The organism is Paenibacillus sanfengchensis, assembly GCF_036864765.1.
In the GTDB taxonomy this organism is placed as follows: domain Bacteria; phylum Bacillota; class Bacilli; order Paenibacillales; family Paenibacillaceae; genus Fontibacillus; species Fontibacillus sanfengchensis.
In genome coordinates this window covers 517,183-542,375 of sequence record NZ_JBAGJC010000002.1, presented here as the reverse complement: position 1 = coordinate 542,375, position 25,193 = coordinate 517,183, and the positions used below count along the sequence as shown (strand labels likewise).

General features: G+C 53.2%; 15 protein-coding genes. 5 read left to right on the top strand and 10 right to left on the bottom strand.

Annotated elements, in window-relative coordinates; translation table 11 throughout:
• Window positions 1-554 precede the first annotated feature (554 nt).
• Complete coding sequence (locus V4U84_RS05770) at window positions 555-2,939, top strand: phosphoketolase family protein (protein WP_334076893.1); 2,385 nt, start codon at window positions 555-557, stop codon at window positions 2,937-2,939.
• Between the two features lie 299 nt (window positions 2,940-3,238).
• On the opposite strand, the gene V4U84_RS05765 is transcribed toward V4U84_RS05770, so the two are convergent.
• A complete protein-coding gene (locus tag V4U84_RS05765; RefSeq protein ID WP_334076892.1) occupies window positions 3,239-3,544 on the bottom strand; it encodes a hypothetical protein in 306 nt (101 codons plus the stop codon).
• Between the two features lie 373 nt (window positions 3,545-3,917).
• Window positions 3,918-4,910 carry a copper amine oxidase N-terminal domain-containing protein gene (locus V4U84_RS05760; protein WP_334076891.1) on the bottom strand — a complete coding sequence of 331 codons (993 nt, stop codon included), beginning with the start codon at window positions 4,908-4,910 and terminating at the stop codon, window positions 3,918-3,920.
• A gap of 303 nt (window positions 4,911-5,213) precedes the next feature.
• On the opposite strand from V4U84_RS05760, the gene V4U84_RS05755 reads away from it, so the two are divergent.
• Entirely contained in the window at window positions 5,214-6,347 is a 1,134-nt protein-coding gene (locus V4U84_RS05755) for an SGNH/GDSL hydrolase family protein (RefSeq protein WP_334076890.1), read from the top strand.
• A gap of 67 nt (window positions 6,348-6,414) precedes the next feature.
• Here the strand turns inward: V4U84_RS05755 and V4U84_RS05750 are convergent, their stop codons facing one another.
• The 4 genes from V4U84_RS05750 to V4U84_RS05735 all read right to left on the bottom strand — a co-directional run bounded on the left by V4U84_RS05750 (window position 6,415) and on the right by V4U84_RS05735 (window position 17,072).
• The gene (locus V4U84_RS05750; RefSeq protein WP_334072505.1) at window positions 6,415-7,323 is read right to left on the bottom strand and encodes a DUF4405 domain-containing protein; all 909 of its coding nucleotides are present in this window, start codon (window positions 7,321-7,323) and stop codon (window positions 6,415-6,417) included.
• Between the two features lie 164 nt (window positions 7,324-7,487).
• On the bottom strand, window positions 7,488-9,803 hold the full coding sequence (locus V4U84_RS05745) for a bifunctional 2',3'-cyclic-nucleotide 2'-phosphodiesterase/3'-nucleotidase (protein WP_334076889.1): 2,316 nt from the start codon (window positions 9,801-9,803) through the stop codon (window positions 7,488-7,490).
• A 1,042-nt stretch (window positions 9,804-10,845) separates the two neighbouring features.
• Entirely contained in the window at window positions 10,846-13,356 is a 2,511-nt protein-coding gene (locus V4U84_RS05740) for an S-layer homology domain-containing protein (protein ID WP_334076888.1), read from the bottom strand.
• 164 nt (window positions 13,357-13,520) lie between these two features.
• Window positions 13,521-17,072: a discoidin domain-containing protein gene (locus V4U84_RS05735; RefSeq protein WP_416367214.1), complete on the bottom strand. Its 3,552-nt coding sequence runs from the start codon at window positions 17,070-17,072 to the stop codon at window positions 13,521-13,523.
• A 499-nt stretch (window positions 17,073-17,571) separates the two neighbouring features.
• On the opposite strand from V4U84_RS05735, the gene V4U84_RS05730 reads away from it, so the two are divergent.
• On the top strand, window positions 17,572-17,904 hold the full coding sequence (locus V4U84_RS05730; RefSeq protein ID WP_334076886.1) for a nucleotide pyrophosphohydrolase: 333 nt from the start codon (window positions 17,572-17,574) through the stop codon (window positions 17,902-17,904).
• Between the two features lie 339 nt (window positions 17,905-18,243).
• On the opposite strand, the gene V4U84_RS05725 is transcribed toward V4U84_RS05730, so the two are convergent.
• On the bottom strand, window positions 18,244-18,594 hold the full coding sequence (locus V4U84_RS05725; RefSeq protein ID WP_334076885.1) for a hypothetical protein: 351 nt from the start codon (window positions 18,592-18,594) through the stop codon (window positions 18,244-18,246).
• A gap of 161 nt (window positions 18,595-18,755) precedes the next feature.
• Between V4U84_RS05725 and V4U84_RS05720 the strand changes: the two genes are divergently transcribed.
• Entirely contained in the window at window positions 18,756-19,109 is a 354-nt protein-coding gene (locus V4U84_RS05720) for a helix-turn-helix domain-containing protein (protein WP_334072499.1), read from the top strand.
• Between the two features lie 769 nt (window positions 19,110-19,878).
• Here the strand turns inward: V4U84_RS05720 and V4U84_RS05715 are convergent.
• Complete coding sequence (locus V4U84_RS05715; protein WP_334072498.1) at window positions 19,879-20,619, bottom strand: SDR family NAD(P)-dependent oxidoreductase; 741 nt, start codon at window positions 20,617-20,619, stop codon at window positions 19,879-19,881.
• 260 nt (window positions 20,620-20,879) lie between these two features.
• Here V4U84_RS05715 and V4U84_RS05710 point away from each other — a divergent pair, with 260 nt between their 5' ends.
• Window positions 20,880-21,644 (top strand): hypothetical protein, encoded by a 765-nt coding sequence (locus V4U84_RS05710; protein WP_334072497.1) that lies wholly within the window; start codon window positions 20,880-20,882, stop codon window positions 21,642-21,644.
• 105 nt (window positions 21,645-21,749) lie between these two features.
• Here the strand turns inward: V4U84_RS05710 and V4U84_RS05705 are convergent, their stop codons facing one another.
• The gene (locus V4U84_RS05705; protein WP_334072496.1) at window positions 21,750-23,486 is read right to left on the bottom strand and encodes a family 10 glycosylhydrolase; all 1,737 of its coding nucleotides are present in this window, start codon (window positions 23,484-23,486) and stop codon (window positions 21,750-21,752) included.
• A gap of 47 nt (window positions 23,487-23,533) precedes the next feature.
• On the bottom strand, window positions 23,534-25,159 hold the full coding sequence (locus V4U84_RS05700; RefSeq protein ID WP_334072495.1) for an extracellular solute-binding protein: 1,626 nt from the start codon (window positions 25,157-25,159) through the stop codon (window positions 23,534-23,536).
• Window positions 25,160-25,193 lie beyond the last annotated feature (34 nt).

The following is a 25,193-nucleotide window of genomic DNA, read 5'->3' as shown; positions in this document are numbered from 1 at the left end:
TATGTCACATACAAAGAGGTGCCTAGTGTGCTTCCAAGCTTCCAACTCCAAAAAGATGCAAATCTGCAGGTATTTAGGCCGATTCCCGAGGGGATGCGAAAAAAGATGCAAATCTGCAGGAATTTCTAGCGATTTTAGAGAAACGAGCCGGTTTCGTCGAAAATTCCTGCAGATTTGCAGGAATTTTGAAATTTTGGTCCCCGAACAAGAAAAAACATGCACATATGCAGGAATTCTATGTTATCAAGGTTGTCTGACGGGTACTAGTAATAATCGCACCCCTTCAGGGGTAGGCAAAAGCGGCAACGGCATAGTAGCTTGAACGAAGTGAAAGCTAACGCCTTTAGACGCGAGCCGGTAATAAGGGCTTATAGACTTAGAGCAAACCACCCGTTCACACGGGTGGTTATGATTGGCTTTGGTTCAACCAAAATTCATATTATGTTCATCTTTTCACAAAATTGGACCGTATCATTTTTCAAAAAAGTCGTTATGATAGATACATAGGTGAAATGTTTCACAAACGAACGAACAAAGAGATAGGAGTGAATGACATGGGAGTACCCATCGCACAACTGGACTACTCGTCGAAAACGTATTTGGAGAAGCTGGACGCTTATTGGCGCGCCGCGAACTTTATTTCCGTCGGTCAACTGTATTTGAAGGATAATCCGCTGTTAAGGGAACCTTTGAAAGCTTCGGACGTGAAGATTAAACCGATCGGGCACTGGGGGACCATTCCCGGGCAGAACTTTATTTATGCGCACTTAAACCGGATCATCACGAAGTACGATCTCAACATGTTCTACATCGAAGGCCCGGGCCATGGGGGCCAGGTTATGGTGTCCAATTCGTACCTTGACGGCAGCTATACGGAAATTTACCCCGAAATCACGCAGGATATCCCCGGCTTGAAAAAGCTGTACAAGCAATTTTCGTTCCCGGGCGGCGTAGCCTCCCATGCGGCTCCGGAGACGCCGGGATCGATCCATGAAGGCGGCGAACTGGGGTATTCGCTTTCCCACGGCGTCGGCGCGATTTTGGATAACCCGGATTTGATTTCCGCGGTCGTGGTGGGCGATGGCGAGGCGGAAACCGGACCTCTGGCCGCTTCGTGGTTCTCCAACCGGTTCATCAATCCGATTACGGATGGTGCGGTGCTGCCGATTCTGCATCTGAACGGCTTCAAAATCAGCAACCCTACGATCCTTTCCCGTCAATCGAAAGAGGAGATTACGGCCTATTTTAAAGGGATGGGTTGGGAGCCTTATTTTGTCGAAGGCGAAGACCCCACGCGGATGCATAAGGAAATGGCTCTCGTGCTGGACGTGATCATTGAGCGGATTCATAGCATTCAGAGTCATGCGCGCAAAAACAACGATCCGACCCGTCCGGCCTGGCCGATGCTTGTGTTCCGCAGCCCTAAAGGTTGGACGGGGCCGAAGGAATGGGCCGGCGTGCCGAACGAAAACTCCTTCCGGGCCCACCAGGTTCCGATTCCGGCGGATCAAAAGAACATGCAGCATGCTCCGGCTTTGCTGGAATGGATGAACAGCTACCGTCCCGAAGAGTTGTTCGACGCAAACGGGGGCTTGAAAGCCGAGATCGCCGAAATCCTGCCGAAGGGCGAACGGCGGATGGGCAAAAATCCGGTCACCGATGCCGGCAAACTCGTGAAAGACTTGCGCTTGCCGGATTTCCGCAACTATGCGCTGGATAACTCCGTTCCGGGCAAAGTAATTGCGCAGGATATGGCCGTGCTGGGCAAATACATCGCCGAGGTGGTGCGGATCAACGAGGAGAACCGGAACTTCCGCATCTTCGGGCCCGATGAAACGATGTCGAACCGGTTGGGCCCGGTGTTTGAGGTCACCAAACGCCAATGGCTGGACGCCATCAAAGAACCGAACGACGAGTTCCTGGCGCCTTACGGCCGCGTTATCGATTCCCAACTGTCCGAGCACCAGGCGGAAGGCCTGCTCGAAGGTTACGTCCTGACGGGCCGCCACGGGTTCTTCGCCAGCTATGAAGCGTTCCTGCGGGTGGTCGATTCGATGCTGACCCAGCATTTCAAATGGCTGCGCAAGGCGACCGATCAAGGCTGGCGCGCGGACATTCCTTCGCTCAACGTCGTGGCCACGTCGACGGTGTTCCAGCAGGACCATAACGGCTACACGCACCAGGATCCGGGCTTGCTGGGCCATCTGGCCGACAAGAAGCCGGAATTTATCCGGGAGTATTTGCCGGCGGACGCCAATACGTTGCTGGCCGTGTTCGACACGGTGCTGAACGACCGCCAGAAGATCAACCTGATCGTCTCGTCCAAGCACCCGCGTCCGCAATGGTTCACGGCGGAAGAGGCGCAGGAGCTGGTGGAGAAAGGCTTGAAGGTAATCGACTGGGCCAGCACGGATCAAGGCGGGGAGCCGGATATCGTCTTCGCTTCCGCCGGCACCGAGCCGACGATCGAAAGCCTGGCGGCGATCTCGATTCTGCATGAGAAGCTGCCGGAGCTGAAAATCCGCTACATCAACGTGGTCGACCTGCTGAAGCTCAGAAGCCAAAAGCTGGACCCGCGCGGCTTGTCCGACGACGAATTCGACCGCTATTTTACGCAGGATAAACCGGTCGTCTTCGCCTTCCACGGCTATGAAGGCTTGATCAAAGACCTGTTCTTTGAACGCCGCAACCATAACCTGCATGTGCACGGCTACCGCGAAAACGGCGACATTACAACCCCGTTCGATATGCGCGTGCTGAACCAAATGGACCGCTTCGACCTGGTGAAGGAAGCCGTGCTGAATCTGCCGGACGCCGGCCAATACGCCGCCATCGTCGAGGAGATGGACGCCATACTGAAGAAACATCACGAGTACATCCGGGAGGAAGGCTTCGATCTGCCGGAGGTAGAGAATTGGGTTTGGACCGCGTTGAAGTAAACTGAAATGAAAAAGTGCCCGGACTCCGATCGCGTATCGGGCCGGGCACTTTTTTATGTGGCGTGGGGCTCTCGTGCGTTTGTTACCCTTTTCGGTTTAGTGGGAGGAGGCGAATTAGAAGAGCCGCCCCAAAATTGCGAAATTTTTATAAATAGCCTGTAAACGGATTTGTTAAAGTAAGGAGCTAAAGCGAATTCCACTAATAATCGGAATTAAAAAGATAAATCCACCAACTAACTTAATTTACAAAAAATGAAAATTAGGTATAATAGGATTAGTAATTATTTTACTAAAATTCATTACTTTGGATAGTTAATGCTTTCTATTATTGCAAAATTATCATTAGTTTTTGATTTATAGGATACAAGGTAGATCTCGTTATTAATTATTAAATTCCATACATTCTGTTCAGTTGCAAGTTTGAACATTTCCGCTTTTGAATCGTAGGGGTTTATTACCGAAATCCAGAAATCATTTTTCGTGCTTTCTTTTTTCAAAACTTTGATATAGGAAGTAGTAGTAATATTGGAATCGTCACAACCAATGATAATTGCTAATAAACAAAACGAGGTAATGATCAGAAATATGAATCTTTTTACATCCATTAAAGACAGCCTCCTTTCTGATTCATTATAAATAACATTATTGAATGGAGGAAGTAAATTCAAAGGTACTGTTAAGTTAACAATGAAAAAGGTAGATTCGGACGCACCGAATAGGGCAATTGGGTGAGGGCACAATCTGTATCATTCTCACCAAAACAAGGATCAAATGAGGAAGCTAGCACAGATATATCTTGGTGATTTAGTTCCTTTATGAATATAAGGCTTCGATCTGCCGGAGGTAGAGAATTGGGTTTGGACCGCGTTGAAGTAAACTGAAATGAAAAAGTGCCCGGACTCCGATCGCGTATCGGGCCGGGCACTTTTTTATGTGGTAGGCAGAGCGTGACCGCAAGCTGCCTCGGGGGCATTTCCGTTACGGCTTGTCCGCGTCCGCCTTCTTGAATTTCACGGCCTCTTGCCGCTTTTCGCCCGGCATCGTATAGGAGATCGTCCCGTGCGAATCCGTCACGTCGCCGCCGACCGTGCGTTTGTAGCCGAGCGAGGTGAACTCGCCTTGCAGGTCGATGCGGCCGGTTTCCACATTGTTGCTGTCCCCCCATCCGCCGGATGTGTAGGTGAAGTAGGCCTTTTTCATCGACGGATTCTCACCAATGGCTTTTGTCCAATGGCCCTGGAGGATTGAGGTCTTGTCCTCGCCTTCCTTCACATAGGCCTGCCAAACCGCCACGGGGAAATCCTCTGTGAACTCAAACCGCGTGATGGTATTGCCCTGGATCATATAGCCGCGAAGCGCTTCGCCTTCGGGAAACAGGAAAGCCGTCTCCCAATATTCGCTCTCGGTCCGGGAGGTGACCCCTTCATGCTTGTGCCGCATCTTGCCCGCGCGCATTTGGGCCATTACGAGCTGCCGCGCTTTTTCCAGCGGGCCGGACGCCAGAACCTCCTGCTCCGCCGCGCTGAGCGGGGATTTCACCTTGGCGGTGGTCCCGTCCCAATCCACAGGGTAGCCGAACGCTTCCGATACGAACCGCAGCGGGACGTAAATTCGGCCCTTCACCTGGTCGGCCGGCACCTCGAGCCGCCAAGTTTGCGGTTCGCTTTCGCCGGAGTGGTTGAGGACCGCGGTCTTTTTGCCAAGCGTCAACTGGATCGTGTCCGTCCACTTCCGGATATTTACGGTTTGCTCGGCCGTGTTCCAGGCCACCTTCCCGCCGAGCATTTCCGTTACGACCCGAAGCGGGACGAGCACACGTCCTGACTTTAGTATAGGCGCCGCATCAGCCTTGACCGCGGCTCCTTTGATCACCAGTTGCGGCGAAGCCTGCCGTACCGCCGCTGCATAAGCATCCGTCCCGCCGGCAGCCAGCAGGGCGAAAACAAGGCTTGCCGTCATCCATTTCTTCATTGGATTCACACCTTTTGTTCTAGATTTGATGCTGCATCGAAATACCGAACCTATTAATGTAGACGGAATTGCAAAGAAATGAGTTTCACGGGAGACAATATTACATTACCCACATTTGGAGCAACCGTTGGAATTCGCCTCCATAGTGCTGGAGATTTCTGAATTGTTAATATAGAGAGTGATCATCTCAAACATCCTAGATCAGTTCCGGCGCGGACTTACATAGGAATTGCCGCAAAATAGCAGGGAAAGGGGAAGCACGGACTTATCACATACGAGAAATTGAATGGAGGAGAGACGAGCTTGGAAAATCGAGATCAGGAGAAGCTGAAACAGTACGCATTGTCGGAGATTACGCATTTGAAAGTGCACGGACGGACCACAGGAAATCTGGCGCCTTTAACGTTGTTCTGGACGGGCAGTGGGATCGAACTGAACGCCAAGGGATCCGAGCTTTGGATCGAAGTGGAAGTGGATTATGATCAGTACGAGCCTTGGATTACCGTGCTGATCAACTCCGCGCCCGTGAGCAGACAGATGCTGACCAAGGGACGGTATTGGGTTTGTCTTTTTAGGGGGATGAACCCCGCCAAGATCAAAAATGTCCGGGTCGTCAAAGACGTGCAGGCTATGAGCGGAGATCCGGGATGCTCTTTGCGGATACACGCGGTGAAATTTGACGGGGCTTTCATGCCTGTGGAGGACAAGTCGGTTAAGATCGAGTTTATCGGCGACAGCATCACGTCAGGCGAGGGAGCGGTCGGAGCCCGGGAAGAAGAGGACTGGATTCCGATGTGGTTCAGCGCCGTGGACAATTACACCTATATGACCGCGGAAGCCCTGGATGCGGAATACCGGGTGATCTCCCAAAGCGGCTGGGGCGTGCTGACCAGTTGGGATAACAACCCGAGGGGCAATATACCGGATTACTACGGACAGGTTTGCGGACTTTTGACAGGGGCCGGGAACGAAGCGCTGGGGGCGTTTCGCGAGCACGATTTTTCCTCTTGGCAGCCGGATGCGGTGGTCGTGAATCTGGGGACGAATGATGCCGGGGCTTTTACCAATCCGGCGTGGAGAGACCCGGTTACGGGAGAAACGTATAAGCAGCGTTTGAATGAGGACGGGACATACAACGAGGAAGATTTGCGGGCTTTTGAGCGAGCGGTGGAGAACTTCCTTGGAAAGCTGCGGAAAAATAACGGGCACGCCCATATCGTCTGGGCGTACGGCATGATCGGCATCCCGCTGATGCCGGCCATCTACCGCGCGGTGGATGCGTATATCCGGGCCACGGGAGACCGCCGGGTTTCCGTCTTCCAGCTGCCCGACACGACCGAGGAAACCGTCGGCTCCCGCACGCACCCGGGGAAACGGGCGCATGTCCAGGCGGCCGAGGCGCTGTCGGGGTATCTGGGCGGGATATTGAAAGGTTAGAGGGTTAGAGGGGCCCTGACCTGTCCATAAACAGGTGGCCGGGCATGAATCTGAGCTTCGCCATCCGTTACGTACCGGCCGGGCCCGCTTTTTGGAGGCGCTGCTTCTTCCTCGCGGCATTCCGCTTCAGGAGCCATTGATCCAGGTAGTAAACGACAATAATAAACACGGACATCATACTGAGATATTCTCCGACGACGCCAAAAACGTTTGGGCTGGCGCCTCCGCCTCTACCCACGAATCCGCCTTCGTGGTCCGCTCTGTCGAACCCGCCGCGTTCCCCCCTACTTTCCGTGGGAGCGGTCGTCCCGAATCCTTCCGGCCGGCCGCCGTCCCGTTCTCCCGCGTGCACCGACGGGGTGGAGAAGCCGACCACCTGGGCGACGCCCCGCAAATGCATGGCGAAGTTCGAGGTATAGATTTGATAGCAGCCGAACACCAGCAGCGCGGCCGCGGCCAGCTTTGCAGCCATGGCGGGGAGCGGCTTTTTCATGCGGTAGCGGACGATTTGATGGAAGACGCCCACGACCCATTTCCAGTGCAAGCCGATATGCACCGCGACGAGGATCAGCACCAAGTAGGCGACGGACATGTGGGCGACTTTGAACCATGACTCATTGCCGAGGCGTAGCGCGGGAAAGACCACCCTGGAAATAAAAAGTCCGCAGACGATTACAAAGGTCATGGACAACAACAGCAGGACATTCAACAAGTAACTGAACTTGGTCTTCAGCGGCAGCTTGCGGTCGAACAATTTCGCCGTCACCTTGACGATCCACCTCCAATTGAGCCCCATATGGGTCAGAAAAGCCGCAGCGAAGCCGATTCCCGCTATTTCATGAAACGTAAGCCCGCCGAGGACCTGCTTGTTAAAAAATAGCACAAAAGTCAGCGCCATGATTAAATCCAAGCCGAATTTAAAATAGGTGATGCTTCTTTTTCTGGTTTCTTTGCCGGATCCATCGGATGTTATCATTTGGACTTGAGCCTCCCCGGTTATGATGTATCTCCTAAAATACGCCGCTAACCTTAAGTGAATCTTAAATGCTCCGGAGGCGGTTGGGGAGGATGCCGGGCAGAGCAAAACGAACCCTGGCGCAGCTGCTTGGCTGCGTCAGGGTTCGTTCGGTCCGGCCTTTGTTACTTCGCCGGAATGAGGATATGCTGTCCGATATGGATGAGCTTCGGGTTGGCCAACTTGTTGTACTTGGCCAGTTCCCGCCACGTCGTGTTGTGGTCAAGGGCGATCCGGTACAGGTTGTCGCCTTTTTTAACGACGTAGACCGTTTCCTTGGCCGCCCCCGGGGGCTGGGTCGGAGCCGGGTTGTTCGCCGGAGCGGCCGGTTCCGCTTTCGCGGCTTCCGGAGCGGGCTGCTCCGGCGTCGTCACCGGTGTCTCTGTCGGGTTCGGCTGCGGAGTCGCCGGCGACGCCGGCTGGGCCACCGGCTTGCTGCCGTCGGCCGTCACGCTCAGCTTGAACTTGGCGTAGCCGTCTTCGGTCGTTTCGAGGTACGTCAACTCGTTCTGCTTGGCGGCGAGCGACGCGTTACCGGCCATAGCTTCTTTGGCCGCCGGCGAAGTGGCGAACGTCACGTTCGCGCTGCCGAAGGGCGCCAGCGACCAGTTGCCGTCGGCGCTCGGGTTGATCGTGCCGTTCGAGCGGATATAGTCGATGACGACCTGTCGGTTCTCGTCCGGCGAAGCGAGAATGATCCGTTTGCCGTCCGGATTGGCGAACTTGCTGGACGAGGCGCGATAGTTGTTGCTCGCCACGACGAATTTTTGCGCCGGATCGATTGGCTTGCCGTTGTAAGACAGATTGACGATCCGGCTGGCTTTCTCGTTCAGCAGTCCGCCCTTGGCGTCGTATTTGGCGGGCTGCGTCACATCGATCCGATAAGTGACGCCATCGATGACATCGAAGTTATAGGTCGGGAAGTCGTAGTTGACCAAAGCCTGTTCTTGTGTGCCGGCGGGATCGATCCGATTAAACTGTCCTGCCGACCATTCCAGCCATTCCTTCAGTTCGGCTCCCGTGACCAGCACGGCGTTAACCGTGTTGGAGTACAGGTAGAGATCCGCGACGTTCTTGATGGCGATGCTGCCGGCCGGAATGTCCGTGTAATAATTCGCGCCTTGGCGTCCGCCCGACTTGAACGGCGCTGCGGCCGACAGCACGGGAAGGCCTTCGTATTCCGTGCCTTGCAGATGCTGCTCCACGTACCATTTTTGCGCATTGGTCACGATTTGGATGGACGGGTCGTCCTGGATCAGCGCAAACCAGCTGTTAATCGGTGCGGTCGTTTTGCCGACCGGCCCCCGGACATATTCCAGCGTGGCCTCATGTTCTTCCTTGACCGCATCCCATATGCTTTGGTCCGCCTCGACTAAAGGGACCTTTTTCGCGCTGTCGAAGATCGGTTTCACGGCAACGGCGGAGTTCTTCACGGTCCATTTGCCGCTCTTTTGCTCCAGGGTTAAGTCGATAATCCCCAGGTTGTTGCCCCAATATCCGGGTTCCACGGCAGGCACGCCGTTGATAGTGCCCTTGGTCAAGTCAACGCCGGGCTTGCCCTCGAAGGAAGCATCCGGGAATACCTTGTGCGCATGCCCGAACAAAATAGCGTCGATATCCTTAACCTTGCTTAGATAAAGGACCGAGTTTTCCATCAGCGGAGTTTGCGGAATGTCTTCGAAGCCGGAATGCGGAACCGCGATGATGAGGTCGGCGCCTTCTTTTTTCATCTGAGGAACAAACTTCTCCGCCGTCTCCACAATATCTTTGGCAACGACCTTGCCCTCAAGCTTCGCCTTGTCCCACACCATAATTTGCGGCGGCACAAAGCCGATGATCCCCACCTTGAGTTTGTGCTTGGCGCCGCTGTTGTCGGTGACTTCCTTGTCGAGAATCAGGTATGGAGTGAAGGTGTTTTTATCGTTCGCAGGATCTCCGTCCTTGTCGTCTATGTAGATATTGGCGTTAACGTAAGGGAAATCCGAGCCCTCCAGCGACCGCTCCAGAAAATCGAGGCCATAGTTGAACTCGTGGTTGCCCAGGTTGCCGGCATCGTAATCCAACAGGTTCATCGCCTTGAAGACGGGGTGCGTCTCGCCTTCCTTCAACGTTTCCACCGTGGCGACGTAATCGCCCAACGGATTGCCTTGGATGAGGTCGCCGTTGTCGATGAGCAGGCTGTTTTTGGCTTCGGTGCGGGCCTGCTTGATCAGCGTCGCCGTCTTCGCCAGCCCGTACTCGTCGGTAGGCTTATCCGCGAAATAGTCGTAATTGACCATGTTCACGTGCAGATCGGTGGTTTCCATGATCCGGAGCTCCACGGTGGGGCCGGTGGTTCCGCCGCCGTCGGCAGCCGCCGAGAAGGGCAGGGCGGTCAGACTTGCCGCAAGGATGCCCAGGATGAGAATGCGTTTGGATTTGCCGGGTTTGTACAAGTTCATTCCTCCTTTAAAATAGGGGTGAGAAAATAGGGGGACTGGAAAAGAATGCAAATGGTACTCATAGTTTAAGGGAAGCGGGACAAGTTGTCATGCGCATTTTGGATCAGTTTTGCGGGGAGAGGAGGGGGGAACGTTAGGATAACGGGAAAACCCCATGCATTAACGGGATTTCCTCCCGTTAATTTCGCTCATATGGTGGAGCCTCGCCCAATTAGCTGGATTTCCTCCTGCTAATTCAGCCCCTTTTGGCCGATCCGGCCTGAACGCGGTAAATTAGCGGGACTATTTCCAGGTAATTTTCGCTCCTGGCCACTCGCGCGTTATTTAACGGGAAGTTTTCCAGTTAATCCGCCGCCCAGGGCCCACCCTTGGACAATCATGGCAACCATGCCAACCATGCCAACCATAGCCCAACCATGGCCCAATCATAGCCCAATCATAGCCCAATCATAGCCCAACCATAGCCTAACAGGGCCCATCCATAGCCAACCATGACCTTGCTCGCCTCCAAGGCGGAGCCCAGGCCCTTGCCCAGACCCTCGTCCAGATAAACATTCTCAGAGCTCAAACTTGCCTTTATCTTCTACCGTATCTAAACACCGCAGGCAAATCATATTACTCAACTAACTAATCCTTCACCTGAGAGCCTTGATTTTCTGAGTGTGTTGTCCGGTCTCGTCGTCCTCTCGTATTAACGGGATTTCCTCCCGTTAATTTCGCTCACCTGGTGGGGCCTCGCCCAATTAGCTGGATTTTCTCCCGCTAATTTAGCCCATTTTGGCCAGTCCGGCCCGATCATGGCAAATTAGCGGTACTTTTTCCAGTTAATCTTCGCCCCTAGCTACTCGCGCGTCATTTAACGGGAGGTTTTCCCGTTAATTCGTTGCCCAGGGCCCAATCATGGCCTTGCTTGGCCCCAAGACTGGGCCTAGGCCTCGCCCATTTACCTGGATTTTCTCCCGCTAATTCAGCCTATTTGGGCCAATCCGGGCCGCACGAAGTAAAAAAGGGCCACCGATAAAACGGTTAGCCCCTTGATGAACTAAATAAGCCCTGATTTTTGCAGCAGGCGTTCGAGGATCATGGCGACCTCGGCCCTGGTGACATAGCTCTGCGGCGCCAGTTGGCCATCGGTTCGGCCTGTGGTCAGTCCCGCCGCAACGCTGTCGCGGACGCCGCTTTGCGCCCAAGGCGACACGTCCGCCGCATCGGGGAACGCGCTCAACGCGGGATGTCCCGCGGATGGACCGGGAAGCCGGTCCGCCAAACCGGTCAGCTTCATCGCCTGAGCGATCATGGTCATGGCCTGCTCGCGCGTGATCTTGTCGGCCGGGCGAAACGCGCCGTCTTCAAAGCCGCCGATCAGACCGAAGGCGGCCGCCGTATTGATCTCGCTGTAGTATCCGTCGCCCGTGTTTACATCCGAAAACCGGGAGGCACCCTCCTTGAGCGGAAGCCCCAATGCCCGCGCGAGCAGCACCGTCAACTCGGCGCGGCTGATCTCGTCGTTGGGCCGGAACCGCCCGGATTCTCCTCCGTCGAGGATCAGCCTTGAACTCAGGTTATCGATGGCCCCTTTGGCCCAATGGTTGGCCGCGTCGCTAAATCCGGCCGGCTGCCGGCGGATCAGTGCGTAGGTTCCGGTGGCCATCCCCGACAATCTGGCGTAGTGTTGTCCATCCGCCTCCATAAACCGGGTCGGTACAGGGTGTACCTTGCCGTCTGGGCCGAGCATAACCCCTGTTGTGTCTGCAGGGGAAGCGCCGCTCGGGAGCGGGAGGTCCCATGTCAGGTAAGCGCCGAATTCCCGGATATCGGCGGTCGTTTGTTTGTGCATGCCCCGCACCGCAAACTCGATGGGAACTTGTTCCACCGACTGGATTTTCGAGGAACTACCCTTGGCGATTTCAATCTGAATCTCAAGATCCTGCAAGGTCAGATTTTGTCCGGAGGATTTCATTTGCCGCAATAAACTCTCGAGATCGATTTCCCGAACCGGCAGCGTCAATGCCGCTTGGGGGGACCCCACTGTCAGAACGGCTTGCTTCTCCTGCAAAAAAGCGGCCAACGTTCCGTTGATTTCGCCGATCACCGCATCCGCGTCTTCATGTACAGCTATCGCTACGGCAGGCTGTTCCACAGCGGCCAGCCGCTCGCGCAGCTTGCCGGGATCCAAAACGGCCTTGGGGACCTTACGCCCATTGACTTCCGTGAGCGAGACGGACCCGATATCGGCGCTTTGGCCGTTGATTTTAAACGTGAACTCCGCCTTCGGTGTAGCCGGATTTTCCGGTTTTATCGGAGTCAGCAAGGACGAACCGCCCGACGTACCTCTTGACGATCCACCGCTGTTATTGCCACCCGGCGGGTTGGCCGCAAGAATCGTCACTTTGGCCGCCACGCTTGTCGCTGATGCCATTTGAACGCCGGTTACGCCCGGGTTCGTGTTCGTAATCACCGCATAATAGTACGTGGTGCCGACCGTCTTATCCGGCGGTAAATACGACGAATCGGCCGCTCCTTCAATCGCGGTTCCACTGGCCGTGTCGTTCTTGTCGTTCCGGTACCACTGGTAGCTTAGGGTTCCGCCGTCATATACGGCGGCGGTGACGCTTAAAGGCCGGGCGGAAGCGCCCAGGTGCAGCGTCTGGTCCAGCGGCTGCGAGACGACCGTCGGCGTCTCCGCGTCGACGGACGGCTTGCCGGTCGTGGCGCTGACGATATTGGACCGGCCCTCGTTAGCGCCGCCCGTGACGACCAGTCGGAAGTCATACGCCGTATCCGGGCTGAGGTCCGTCACCGTCGCGGATGTCGCATCCGTCGCTATAGGGGCCGTTGCCGTCGTTGCCGCCGCCCAATCGTTCCGCCCTGCAAAGGACTGCTCGATCGCCATGCCGGAAGCTCCCGGCACTGCCGCCCAGCTTAACGCGACCGTGGTCGCCGACGTGTCCGCCACGGCTAAACTGTCAATCGGCACGGGGACCGCTCTTTTTACCGTCACTGTGTAGGTTTTCGTGGTATTATCCGCCGTGGTTACCGTAATAGTGACGGTATTATCTCCGACCTGAAGCGGCACGTCCGCCGGATTTTCGTTCCCGCCGTTGATTTGGATCGAGGCCGTGTCATCCACCGCGTCGGCGGAGACCGAAATGGACGGGGTATCGTACGGGACATTGGTCCGGTACGCTTCCACCGCCGGAACAAACACGGGGTCCAGGTTTCCCGGATGGATGGCGAGGCTTTCCAAAGACGCATCATGGCGTATTCGCAGCACCAGATGCAGCGTGGAGTCCTTTTGAATGTTGTAGTCTGACAACGTGCGGCCGTCCTCCAACTGTTTCCCGGCAAAAATTAGCCGCTGCTGGTCGACGGGAATGCCCTCTTTATCGGATATTTGCTGCTTCACCATTTCTATGGAGTCCGAAGGCTCTACATCCAGGGTTATGGTCTTGCCGGTCAAAGTCTTAACGTAAATGCCCATGGCAAAAACCTGCTGCTGAAAAAGCAGCGCGATAACAAGCGTCACCGCCAATGAAGCAACCAGCTTTCTCACGAAAGTTCCCCTCTCTACCCGTAGGATATTTTGGTAATATGCTCAATTATAATTCTTAGGTAGAAATAAATATAGAGTAGTAAAAAAGAAGAATGGCGACGCGCGAGGACACCCTCTTGCACCGCCATTCCTTCATTTTTGCCGTTGCCACCGAAATATAAGGGTTACCAGTTATTTTCGGACACCCGGATGACGTTGAAGTTCGGGGACTGATTTTCGCCGTAAATGGCCGTAATGCCCGGGTTGTTCACTTTGACATTGGTAAAGCTTGCTTCGCCGACAACCGGACCTTGGCCGTCCTCCGCCTTAACGACGAGTTTAATGCCGTAGCGGGTTGGATTGTTGATCGTAATGTTCTCGAGGCGGACATTTTGCAGCGGGAGGTTCTCCGGAGATTTGGACTGGAACATCAGTCCGAAGTACACCGGGTTATTGATGTCGACGTTCTTCACCAGTACGTTCTTGAAGTCCCTGTCGCCGCCGTGGAACCAGATGGCCCCGAAGTTCTGGTAGTCGTTGATTTTGTCGTCGCCGCCGACACTGGTCCAGAAATCCCCGCCTGTGCGATCCAGTGTGACGCCGTCGATCACGGTATCCTGATCGCCAAAACCGAGCGTGTTATAGCCGAAGCTCAAGCTGCTGATGGTGACGCCCGGATACGTCAGGGTATCCGCGCCATACAGATTCTGGAACAGGTTGTTTTGGCCGCCGTAGACCGCAAAGGCGGCCGCCCGTCTGACGTTGGTGGCGGTGAGGTTGGTATACTTGTTGCCTACGTTGTAGGAGCCGCCCGAATCGATCGCACTGAACAACGCGAACGAATCGTCGCCGGTCCCCCGGGCATAGTTGTTGTCGATGATGTTGTAGGAGGAGCCGTTGGTCATGTTGATGCCGTCGGCAAACATGTTTTTGATCCGGTTGTTTTTGAACGTATTGTGCGAAGAGTTTACTCCCCAATAGAGACAGACAAAATGTTCGGCCCAGACGTTCTCGATGGTGACGTTCTGCATGCCGTTTCCGTCGATGAACTTGCCGGGTCCGTCTTGCCGGTAGATGTAGTTGCCCCAGGCGGACAGATCCTTAATGGTTGAACCGTTCGCGCCGGAGCCGATATTAAATCCGACATCGGTGTTCGTCTGGTCTTTCGGGGCGACGAGTCGAGTATGCCAAGGCCCCGCGCCGATGATCTCGGTTGCCCGGCCGTACAGGTATATTTTGGACGGGAGGGTCCATTCGCCGGCCGGGATGAAAATCCCTTTCTTGGCCGGATCTTGCCGGAACTCGTTCAGCGCCTGCTCGATGGATTTGGCGGCCGAAACCTGAACATATTTGCTCGGGTCCGGATTCGCGGCGGGGGGAGCCACATTCTCCGTCTCGATCATATCCACATAGATCCAGGGAACGTCCCCGGCGTCTTTTTGAATGCGGATTTTAGTCCCCGCCGGATAGACTTGATCCAGCAGCAACTGTGAATCCTCGTAGAGCCAGTAGGCCTTGGAGCCCGAATTGTCATAGCCGAGCCGTCCGAGCGTGGATGGCGTCGCGTAAACGTAGGAAAACTTGGAGGTCACGGTAAAGTTGCCTTTATCGACGCCGTCCGCGTAAATGCTGACCGTTCCGGTGGTATTTTCGGCCACGGCGTTGCGGAGTACGAACGCGTTGGCCGGCGAGGTCAGCGTGAACTCCACATATTCCCCGACGGCGTCCAGATGCACGGCCGAACGGCCGGAAGCCTCACCGGCAAAATCGCCCGGTGTAAAGTTCGGAGCCAGCTTCGTCCCGTTGGTGCCGTTCCCCGGGGCTTCGGCTTCCAGGATGGTGAACGGCATGTTGGCGCCCCGCCCGGAATACAAGCTGGACGTGCTGACGTTGTTGGCCTGCTTGGCGGCCATTTCGTTCGCATCGGCCGCGACCGTCGTCGTTACCGTGTAGCTGCCGTTGGCGGCCGTCCACGTACCGGCGGTGACGTTCGCCGACGCCCCCGCCGCTAAAACGCCGTTGTGGGATCCGGTAAACGACTTAATGGTGGAGCCGGCTGCGTTTTTCAGCACGACCGTTATGCCGTGGGCCCCGCTGGCAGAAGCGATCGTTCCCTGGTTTTTGAGGTTCACGGTGAAGGTTACGGTATCGCCCGCGCTGGGATTGCTTGGCGTCCATGAGGCCGTTCCGATCAAGTCGGAGCTTTGAACCTGGCCGATGACCAGCGGGGAAGGATGGGTGTAGCTATTGTTCGCCTCGTTGGTCTCGACAACTTTATTGTCCTCATCCACCTTGGCGGTTACGGCGTAGGAGCCGGCCTCTTTCGGATCTAGGGTCGCGGAGACCTCCGCCGAGGTATTGGCGGCGAGCGAGCCTACGGAAGCGGTCCCGGCGAGGGCGTCTCCCAGGTAGAAGTTCACATCGGTTGCGGTAGAGGCCACGGAGCCGCTATTCCGGACGGTGGCGTTAAGCGTAACGGTATGGGATTCGTCCGGGGAAGCCGGCGACCAGGAAATATTCGTGACCGTCAAGTCGGGGTTGGGGGCCGCGGTACCGATGACCTGGAACTCGGCCACTTGGCCGCCGGGCGCCCCGGAGTTGGCCGTAAACCGGAGCTGCACGCGGCTCACCGTGGCGTCCACGGGAATCGTCACCGTATTTTGCGAAGCCGGGTTGAATGTATAAGAAGCGGAGGAGACCAGATTTGTGAACGTCGCGGAATTTTGGTCATGCCCCAGTACCTGGATCGTTTGCGTGCGTGTGGCCCATTCGCTGGCCGGATTCAGCTTGAGGACGACCGCCGTGATGTCGGCATTGGCCCCAAGATCCACGGTGAGCGTGCTCGGATGGCCGCTTCCTTCCCAATAAGTGCTTATATCGTTATCGTTGGCATTGGCCGCCACATAGGTGAACGTCGAAGAGGAGGCCGTCATCGGCTTGCCGAGGGCCAGGTTGGTCCCGTTGCCGCCGCCCGAACCGGTCCGGGTGACCGTCTGGCTTGGCGGGGAGACGTTGCCCGCGGCGTCCTTGGCGATAACGTAGTACGTCACCGTTGTGCCGGCGGGTTGCGGGTCGGCATACTGAAGCGTCGATCCGTCCACGCTCCCGCGAAGCTGGTTGTTCGCGTAAATGTCGTATCCGGCGACGCCGACATTATCAGTCGCCGCGTCCCAGGTGAGGAGGGTGGTATCCGGGGTGGGCTGCGTATAGGCCAGATTTGCCGGAGCGGTCGGCGGCTGGTTATCGGCACCGCTGCTGTCCCCGTAGATTTCCAGCTCGGAAACTTGCGCAGCCGGCCAGCCGGTATTGGCCGTCACGTGAACTCGCACGTAACGAGCGCTGGCTGCGGCAAAGTCGATCGACACCGTGTTCCCGGCGTTCGGATCGAACGTATAGCTAGCCGGGGTTTTGATGTCCGAGAAGTTCGAGCCGTCCGCGCTCCCTTGCACGGACAAGGTCTGCGACCGGCTCTCCCAGCCGGACGGCAGCTTCAGTACGACTTCGTCGATCTGAGCCGCGCTGCCGAGGTCGACCTGAACCCATTGCGGGAAGGCATGATTGGTGCTCTCCCAATAGGTGTCCGGGTTACCATCCGTCACGTTGGAAACAACATAAACATCGGCATGGCCGGAGGCCGTCGCCGTTTTCCCCGCGGCCAGATTCGGCCCTCCCGCGGCGTGGGCAGGATAGGGAAATCCGAGGGGGGCGAAGAACGTTCCTGCGATCAGGCTCAGCATGCAAATCCAGGCGGCGAGGCGTCTTTGGCTTTTCACGAATTTCAATCTCCCTTCATATTAAGTTTCCTCAAGTTCCGTACATCTGGCGGCAGGTCTATGCAGACCCGTTACTCCTGACGATTATGGCGTTTTAAAAAGATGTAAGCGGTGTCATATCTGTTGACATTCCTCCTTTTCATACGGTTGGGTTTGATCGCAAAGAGATCATAAACAGGAATTAATGCCAAATAAAGGGGTGTTTCTATGATTTTTATGTGCGAGTCTATGGAGATTTGAGGAGTGTGGGGATCTTTTTTTAGAAGAATCGGTGGCATGGGTCCATTTGACGAATCCCGCGTTCCGTAATAAGTTGGGAGTAGGCATATTTAACCAGGGGCCAAAGCATGGCCACATCAAGAAACGACAAGAGGCGGGCCCCGAATCATGGGGGAGGACCGTCTCTTTTTTGCTTGGGATGAGCACGGCTCAAACTCTATTACGGAATGATAGGAGCACGAACATGAATGAAGAGCTGATCAAGATGCTGCTCGCTTTTCGGGAAGAGCGGAACTGGGGGCAATTTCATAATCCAAAGGATTTGGCGATCTCGCTAAGTCTGGAGGCCTCCGAGCTGCTGGAGAATTTTCAGTGGAAATCATCCGAAGAGGGTGTGACGCAGAAGAAGCAGGAAATTGCCGACGAACTGGCCGACGTGCTGATCTACGCGGTTTATTTGGCCGACGCGCTAGATCTTAACATCGAAGATATTATCCGGGACAAAATGCGGAGAAACGCCGCTAAGTATCCGGTGGACAAAGCTTTTGGAAGAATGACCAAATATACCGAGCTATAGGAGTGCTGGCAGCATGATTATTTTAGAGGTAGTTCAAAAAGTCATCTTTTGATCACGAAGCAGAGTCATGGAGCTTAATCGGCATCGAATCTTGAATTCAGCCGGGCCTTCCGCTGCTCACGTAGGCTCTTCCTACGCTGCGCTACTCAGTCCCTAAGCTTCATCCAATCTTCTCGGTGCTGAAAACCTGACTTTTGAACACTCATTTATAGCAGCAAGCTTTGAAGTTTCGGGAAACGGTGGACAACAACCAGATTACCGTGGAAATAGAGAAGGCATTTATCAATAAGATGGGGATGGATCAAGTATATGAGGGCAGTTGAATAGAGTGATAAGAAACTAAACCTCGTAGTACCCGAAGGCGCGGCAATCTTGAGTTTTTCTGTCAAATACCCAAACCATCAGCCTTTTTATAAAAGGAGGGTGGTTTTCTTTTTTTCTTTTCCCAGATGTCAAAAAGCCATGGATGGCTCCGTAAGTAGAAAAATTAATTTGCTCCACAAACAAGTTAAAGTGCATTTCATTGTATGTTTGATTTGCTAATTGCCGCATGGCTTCACTGGTCTTTAAAAAATCATCCCCATGACTAGGCCCATAAAGTAAATAGCAGTCTATCGAGATAGCCTCCCCGTAAAAATAAATGGTATTTTTGCGATCTACAGGCACTATGGATACATTAAGATACTCCATTATTTATCCTCTTCATATATGGAAGTTCGAGGGAATTGTGAAAGAAACTAGTGACAATTTATATTTTAGTGTATATAAGCACTATTTTCAACAATATAATGCATATTCTGTTCTGTTTGTGGGCACAATGCTTCTCTAATCTGATAGAGAGGTGGTAAATCGTGCTACTGAAAGTCATAGGCAAACGGATCAAGCAATTGCGGAAAGAACAAGGACTTACACAAGAACAGCTTGCTGAAAAAGCCGGCGTAAACGCGTCATACATAGGAACCGTCGAACGGGGAACACGCAATATTTCCATCGAAACGCTGGAGAAAATCATTCAGGGGCTAGATGTGCCTCTAGCAGTGATGTTTCAGTTTCATGAAACGAAGAAGGTGGACTCCTGGAAAGATAAGGCCGAGGTTTTGGAGGTAATAAATTCGCTGCTTTATGATCGCTCGTTGGAGGAGAATAAGCTTATTTTCCGGGTGATTAAGGATGTTTTGGATACGATGGATGTGAAGAAGAAATAAGAGGCGGGGCTACTAGATAGCGAAAGGCTGACCCCAGTGTTTTTTTATATGTAAGATTGGAGAATGTAGAATAGATTTCGGTGTCATTTGTACTACCGGATGGAACGCCCTTTACATTTCCAGTTATATCCAAACGACATATAATCAATATGTGCGTTATGGGCTATACGCCTACATCCAATCAACTATGTTGAAGAAAAACAAGAATATGAGGAGGATGATGCGATGGACCAACATCATTGCAAAGCTGTTTCAAGCAGCTTACTACTTCGTTCGAATTCTCCTTATGATTCCTTGGAATCCATACCGAGAAGTAGAACTTAGCTCTTAGGGGCAAACCCGAAGAAAGCAGCTCTTCCAACATGACCACAGTACTTATGGACGGTTAACTTGGCGGTTACATCCATAAGTAGACCAAACCATGTAGGTAAGTATAGCTGGAATCTGCTTTCACTCGGGTTTATTAATTATTAATTGTTATCATTACCCAATAATATGCAGAAGATACAAAAAAGAGCCCTTTTAACTTGGCGGTTAAGGGCTCTTTCTTGATCAACTATGCCGATTCAGAATCGAATACTAAGAAGTAGTCAATCCCTTTGTGTGCTCCATGATAACATGTTCAACACCCTATTTCAACTTCGGAAGTGCAAATTTTTCACTAAATTTGTTCACTAAAATCTCTTTTTTGTGGAGGCCAAATTCGGGTTTGATCGAGGCATAATAGGACAACAAGGGCGCTTCCCGGGAGTGCCCTGTTTTTTTACCCCTATCTTAAATATCCTCCATTATTGATGTCGAAGGTCGCCCCCGTATAGTGCTTGGATTTATCGGACAACAAGAAAACTACGGTATCGGCCACATCCTCCGGCAATACGGGCGTGTCGATAAGTTGGTGACTTAGGTACTCTTTTTTTCTCCAGTCGGGGATCGTATCCATCATCGGTGTACTGACCATCGTAGGAGCGACCGCGTTCACTCGAAGGTATGGGGCGAAGTTCATGGCGCAGCTTTTCGTCAAGCCGAGAACGGCGGCTTTGGATAAACCGTAGATGGCATCCGAACTGCCTTCTAAACCCGACACGGAAGACATATTCACGATGACGCCTTTGCGCTGGCTTTGGATCATTTTTTTGCCGAACCGTTGGGAAAAATAGATGTACCCCTTCACATTGATATCGAGGACGTGGTCAATCTCATTTTCCTGGTAGTCCAGTATATTTTTCGCCAAATAAATACCGGCGTTATTGACTAAGCTATCGACGTCGCTGTGTTCCGCTTCCACATAGGCGAAGAATCTAGCGACCTCCTCATACTTGCTTACATCCAGCTGATAGGTATACAGACGATCTTGTTCATGTTCATTGACGGCCCCTTTTAAATGTTGCAGGGATGGCTCGTGAATGTCGCAAGCGAGGACCGCTGCCCCTTCCTGCAAGCACTGCTTGACGATTTCTTTGCCGATTCCCGATGCCGCCCCCGTTACGATGACCTTTTTATGTTTCAGCATTTCGAGCACTCCTTTTCCTAGAAAAAATGGTTCTATCCCGCTACCACTTAGTTCGTTCTTGCTCTACCAAAAACCTGTTTATCTGTTTATACTCATGCAGAGCGTACAGAAAACAAAGACAAACGTTTGCGCGAAGAAGTATATTAAAAATTCTACTCCTTCTGAAAAATCAGAAAATTTCTGAAAAACGTATTTATTTTTGGAATTTTCTGTGCTATTTTATTAATGTAACATATCCCAAAAATAGGAGATGGTAGAAAATGTACGGTAAGGTGAAGAAGTTGGTGTCGGGGTTGTGTTTATTTGCGATGTTTGCGCTAACGTTTGCGCAAGCGGCTTTTGCAAGTGACCAGCCGGTTCAACTGATTTCGGCCAATCTCTATATTTACAAGTTTGGCTATGTAGGATTCAGCGGCAAAGTGGAAGTCAGCAATCTGAGTCCTCAAAAAAACGTAACAATTCACTATACTCCGGGAGACGGAAAGTGGTACGATACGGACGCCTCTTATGAAGGGCCAGCCGAGGCAGGGCATGAAAAATGGGGTTTCGCCGTATCCACAAACAACATGAACAATACGCATCCCGAGCTCGTCAATGCCGAAACGATCCAATTCGCTATCAAGTATGAGGTCAACGGGGAAACGTATTGGGACAATAACAACGGCCAAAATTACTCCGTCAGCCGCTATACGGAAAGTTCCACCATTCTCGGGAAACCGAACGTCCTTCGCGCCTACGATGAAATAAGCCAGGACACCTTCCTGGGTGGCGTTTATGTAAAAAATTTAGGCTTCAGCAAACAGGTCAAAATCAAATATACCACCGATAACTGGGCAACCACGAAAGAAGCCGACGCCTCCTTTTCAATGCCGGCAAACTCCGACGACAGTGTAGAGGCTTGGCATTTTACGATCGATTCTATTGCCCCCAGTGTGTCGCAAATTAAGTACGCTATTTCCTACACCGTCAATGGACAAACTTACTGGGATAACAACTACGGACAAAACTACACCGTAAGCCGGTAAGCGGAGAGCATCCTATTCGCCGGCTTAACTAAAATCGCCCTCCGGTGGTCTTCTTGACCTACGGAGGGCGGCTTTTTTACGTATCTATCGTAATTGAGTTTAACTCTACCGGACAGTTAACTTCACATTTCCGAACACGGCTTTACTTCCCGGATCATCTCCCGGGTTGCTAAGCGCCATGCCGATATAAACCTGACGGCTCATAGAGATATTAGCGGTTCCGATCGTTTGCCACTTCTTCCCGTCGGTTGAAATCGAACCGGTGAAGGTGTTGCCTTTTCGGCTCAACTTCAGCCAGCTTGGAGCGGATGCATCCGCAGTCCGATCGGCTGTACTTCCCTTGGTGTCTACGCGATACTGGAAGGCTGCGCCGTTCTCGAGGGTAAGCACCATGTCCGCGTGCTTCGAATCGGCATTCAGCGACTCCCGGATCATAATGCCGGCCTTGGCCCAACCGTTCATAAGGTCCATCGACCGTACCTGAAGGATCATCTCCGCGTCGCCCTTAACGGGTTGATACACAAAATTCAGTTGATCCGCGCTCCCCCAAATATCCGTGGAACGGCTGCTCATTGTAAATTGTTTTTTGGAGGAATGGTATGATGCGTTCCCCGGCATCGAGCCGATATTTCTCGCCTTCCAGCCTGCCGGCAGTTGAGCCGGATAATCCTGCTCGACCGGGGGCGTCCAGTCCGGCGTCGGCCAGGTTGTACGTTCGTTGATTTTCGCCAGCTCGGCTTCGGGCCAAGTTCCGTCGGCAAAGAAGGAGAGGCGCTTCACGCCCGGATAATTATCGCGGATGCCTTTATAGACCTCCTGATATTCGTCATCGGTCCAGTCATTATCCAGCGTGGCCACAATGTCCACGGGATGGCCGCTGATCCGGTCACTCGTGTCCTTCAGAATGCCGTATTCCGTGCTGTAGACCCAATCGCTGTTGAAACCCCAGTCGTCGAAATACGCCATAGGCGCTATGAAATCGATATGTTGTTTAAACTTCGATACGTCTTGCCCGACCTCTCTAAACTCCGGCGGCAAAATATACACGCCGAGCTTCAAATCCGGCTTCGAGGATTGGGAAATATCCTGACGGATATCGCCTACATACTGTCCGATTTGATCGGTTCTCCATGCGTTCCACTGCTCGCGCTGAGGCGAATCCGCCTCGAAATCGATGCTAAGCGGGGAATACCCGAATTCCGCCTGATATTTCGCCACCGTGTAATCGCTGACGTCCATGTTGTAATTGTCGAAGCGGATCCAATCCAGCACCACGCCGTCCACGGAATAATTCTCAATCACTTCCCGGATAATGGACCGCTCATACTGTTGTACTTCATGATGAAGCGGATTCACGAAGTATTCGTTGCCGTTAGCGCCCGTAAATGGGGTTTGGACGCCGTTCACCAACGATTGCATCTGCCATTCCGAGTGCTTCCGGAAGGCCTCCTGATCATGGAATTGCGGAATCCAGGCATGAACCTTGATCCCGGCGGCATGAGCCGCCGTCAAGACCTCCCGCAGCGCATCGAAATTCTCGTATCCCTGCGCTATGGGCGCGATTTCGCTCCGGTAGAATACCCGTCCGGACGGTACCTCATCATCTTCATCCTGCTTGACGTTCATACTGATGACATCGACGCCGTAGCGTTTGGACATCGCGACAAAGTTCAGCACGTCCGTCTTGTTTTTAAACTGGTTCACCGTTCTGACAATGACTTCCGTTTCAAAAGGGGGGTTACTCCCCGCCGCCGCCATCCCCGAACCTGAAGCGCCCGTCACCGAGAAAGCCAACACCAAGCCTAGCACCGCCATGAACCTCGCTTTTAGCGCAACCCTCATATTCTTGCCTCCCTATGAAATAGTTGTTTTCCAGAATCCAACAAGTATTATTTAGTCGCCTTGATTTTCTTGACATTCTCCTGCCATCTTTCGGTTTTGAATTGGAGCAGCTTATCCAGCCCGGCTTTGGCCGTGTTCTTTTTGGCCGTCTCCAGGGCCGACAGCATCTCGGCATCCGACTTCGCATGGACCATCTGAGCAAAAGCAACGGTATGAATATCATGAATATTTTGGGCAATGATGCCGATTTCCGTATCCGGCACCGGGTCGGTATTCACAAATTCCGTAATGTCCATCGCGGTTTTCCAGGTTACGGTGGACTGCGCTATCGTCTCCCAGGATTTTTGATTCGCGGAAAGCGAAGCCTCCAGATTCATTTTGGCCGTATCGATAAATGTCGTATTTCCCGCCCAGTTAAAGTCCTCGAATTTTCTCATGGTTTCCGTACGCTCGTTGGCGGGCGTCGACTTGTACTTCTCGTTCGGAATCGGTGCTCCGTCCGCATCTTCTTCATCCCAGTATAAGCCTTTCGGACCGAAGAACAGAACCTTTTGCCCCTCCGGACCGGTGATCCAGTCATAGTAAGCAAAAATGGCTTCCGGGTCTTTGGCGCTGGTCGTAATCACATTCACGTTCCAACCCAATGTTTCGAAACCGCTTACAAAAACCTTATTTTTATCCAATCCGGCTTTATGAATCGGCCATATGATTTCATAACCGCTATTCGGATTACTTGCCGTCAGCGCGCGATGCCCCTCCGCACCATAGGTGGTGATGTTGGATTCAACCATGACCGCTACCCGGCCGGTGTTCACCTTTTCTTTGACCGCGTCCTGGGTTTGCTGCAGCGCATCCTGCGTAATCAGGCGTTCGCGGAACAGTTTATTGATATACAGCATCATCTCGCTAAAAGCGGGATCATCATAGATGGAGACCAGCTTGTCGCCTTCCGGATATCCCTTGAGGGAAATGAACTTGCTGGTGGAATTCTCCTTGAAGCCGCCATACATCATTTCAAGTCCGGCCCCCTTCTCCCCGACTTCAAGAGGCACGACATCCGGATATTTGTCCCGAACCTGCAATAAATATTGATATAGGTCATCGAAGGTTTCCAGCGCCGGTTTGCCAAGCGCGTTATAAATATCTTTATTGACCATCCAGCCGCCGTTGCCGAATTGTCCCGAGGTATACCAGTTGGGAATTTGATATATTTTTCCGTCCTCGGAGCGAAGCAGATTCAGGGTGGATTCTTTGACATATTTCTTGAAATTCGGATACTTCGCATAGTAATCATCCAGCGCCACGAGCTTTCCCGCTTTCGCAAGCCGTTCCACCGTTGCCCCCCGATCGGTAAAAATGACATCCGGCAGATCGTTGCTGACGATCATCGTGTTAAACTTTTCCGCGGCGGCCCCTCCGGATTGTATCGGTTCAACAGTCACTTTGCGGTTTTCCTGAATCCATTTCGTCGCTTCGTTCTCGGCCCAAGGCGCTGTCGTAAGCCAGTCGTAATGCCCATAGAAGCTGAAGGTTACCGGCTTGATTCCGCTGCCGTCATCGACGGCCTGGGTATCCGGTGTCCCCCCGTTTTTTTCCCCGCCCCCGCCGCAAGCTGTCAGAACAACAAGTAAAGAGACCATCAGAAGCGAGATCCATCTCATGCGTTTGCGCATTTTTTCCCCTTCTTTCTATAGAATATGGAGCTTG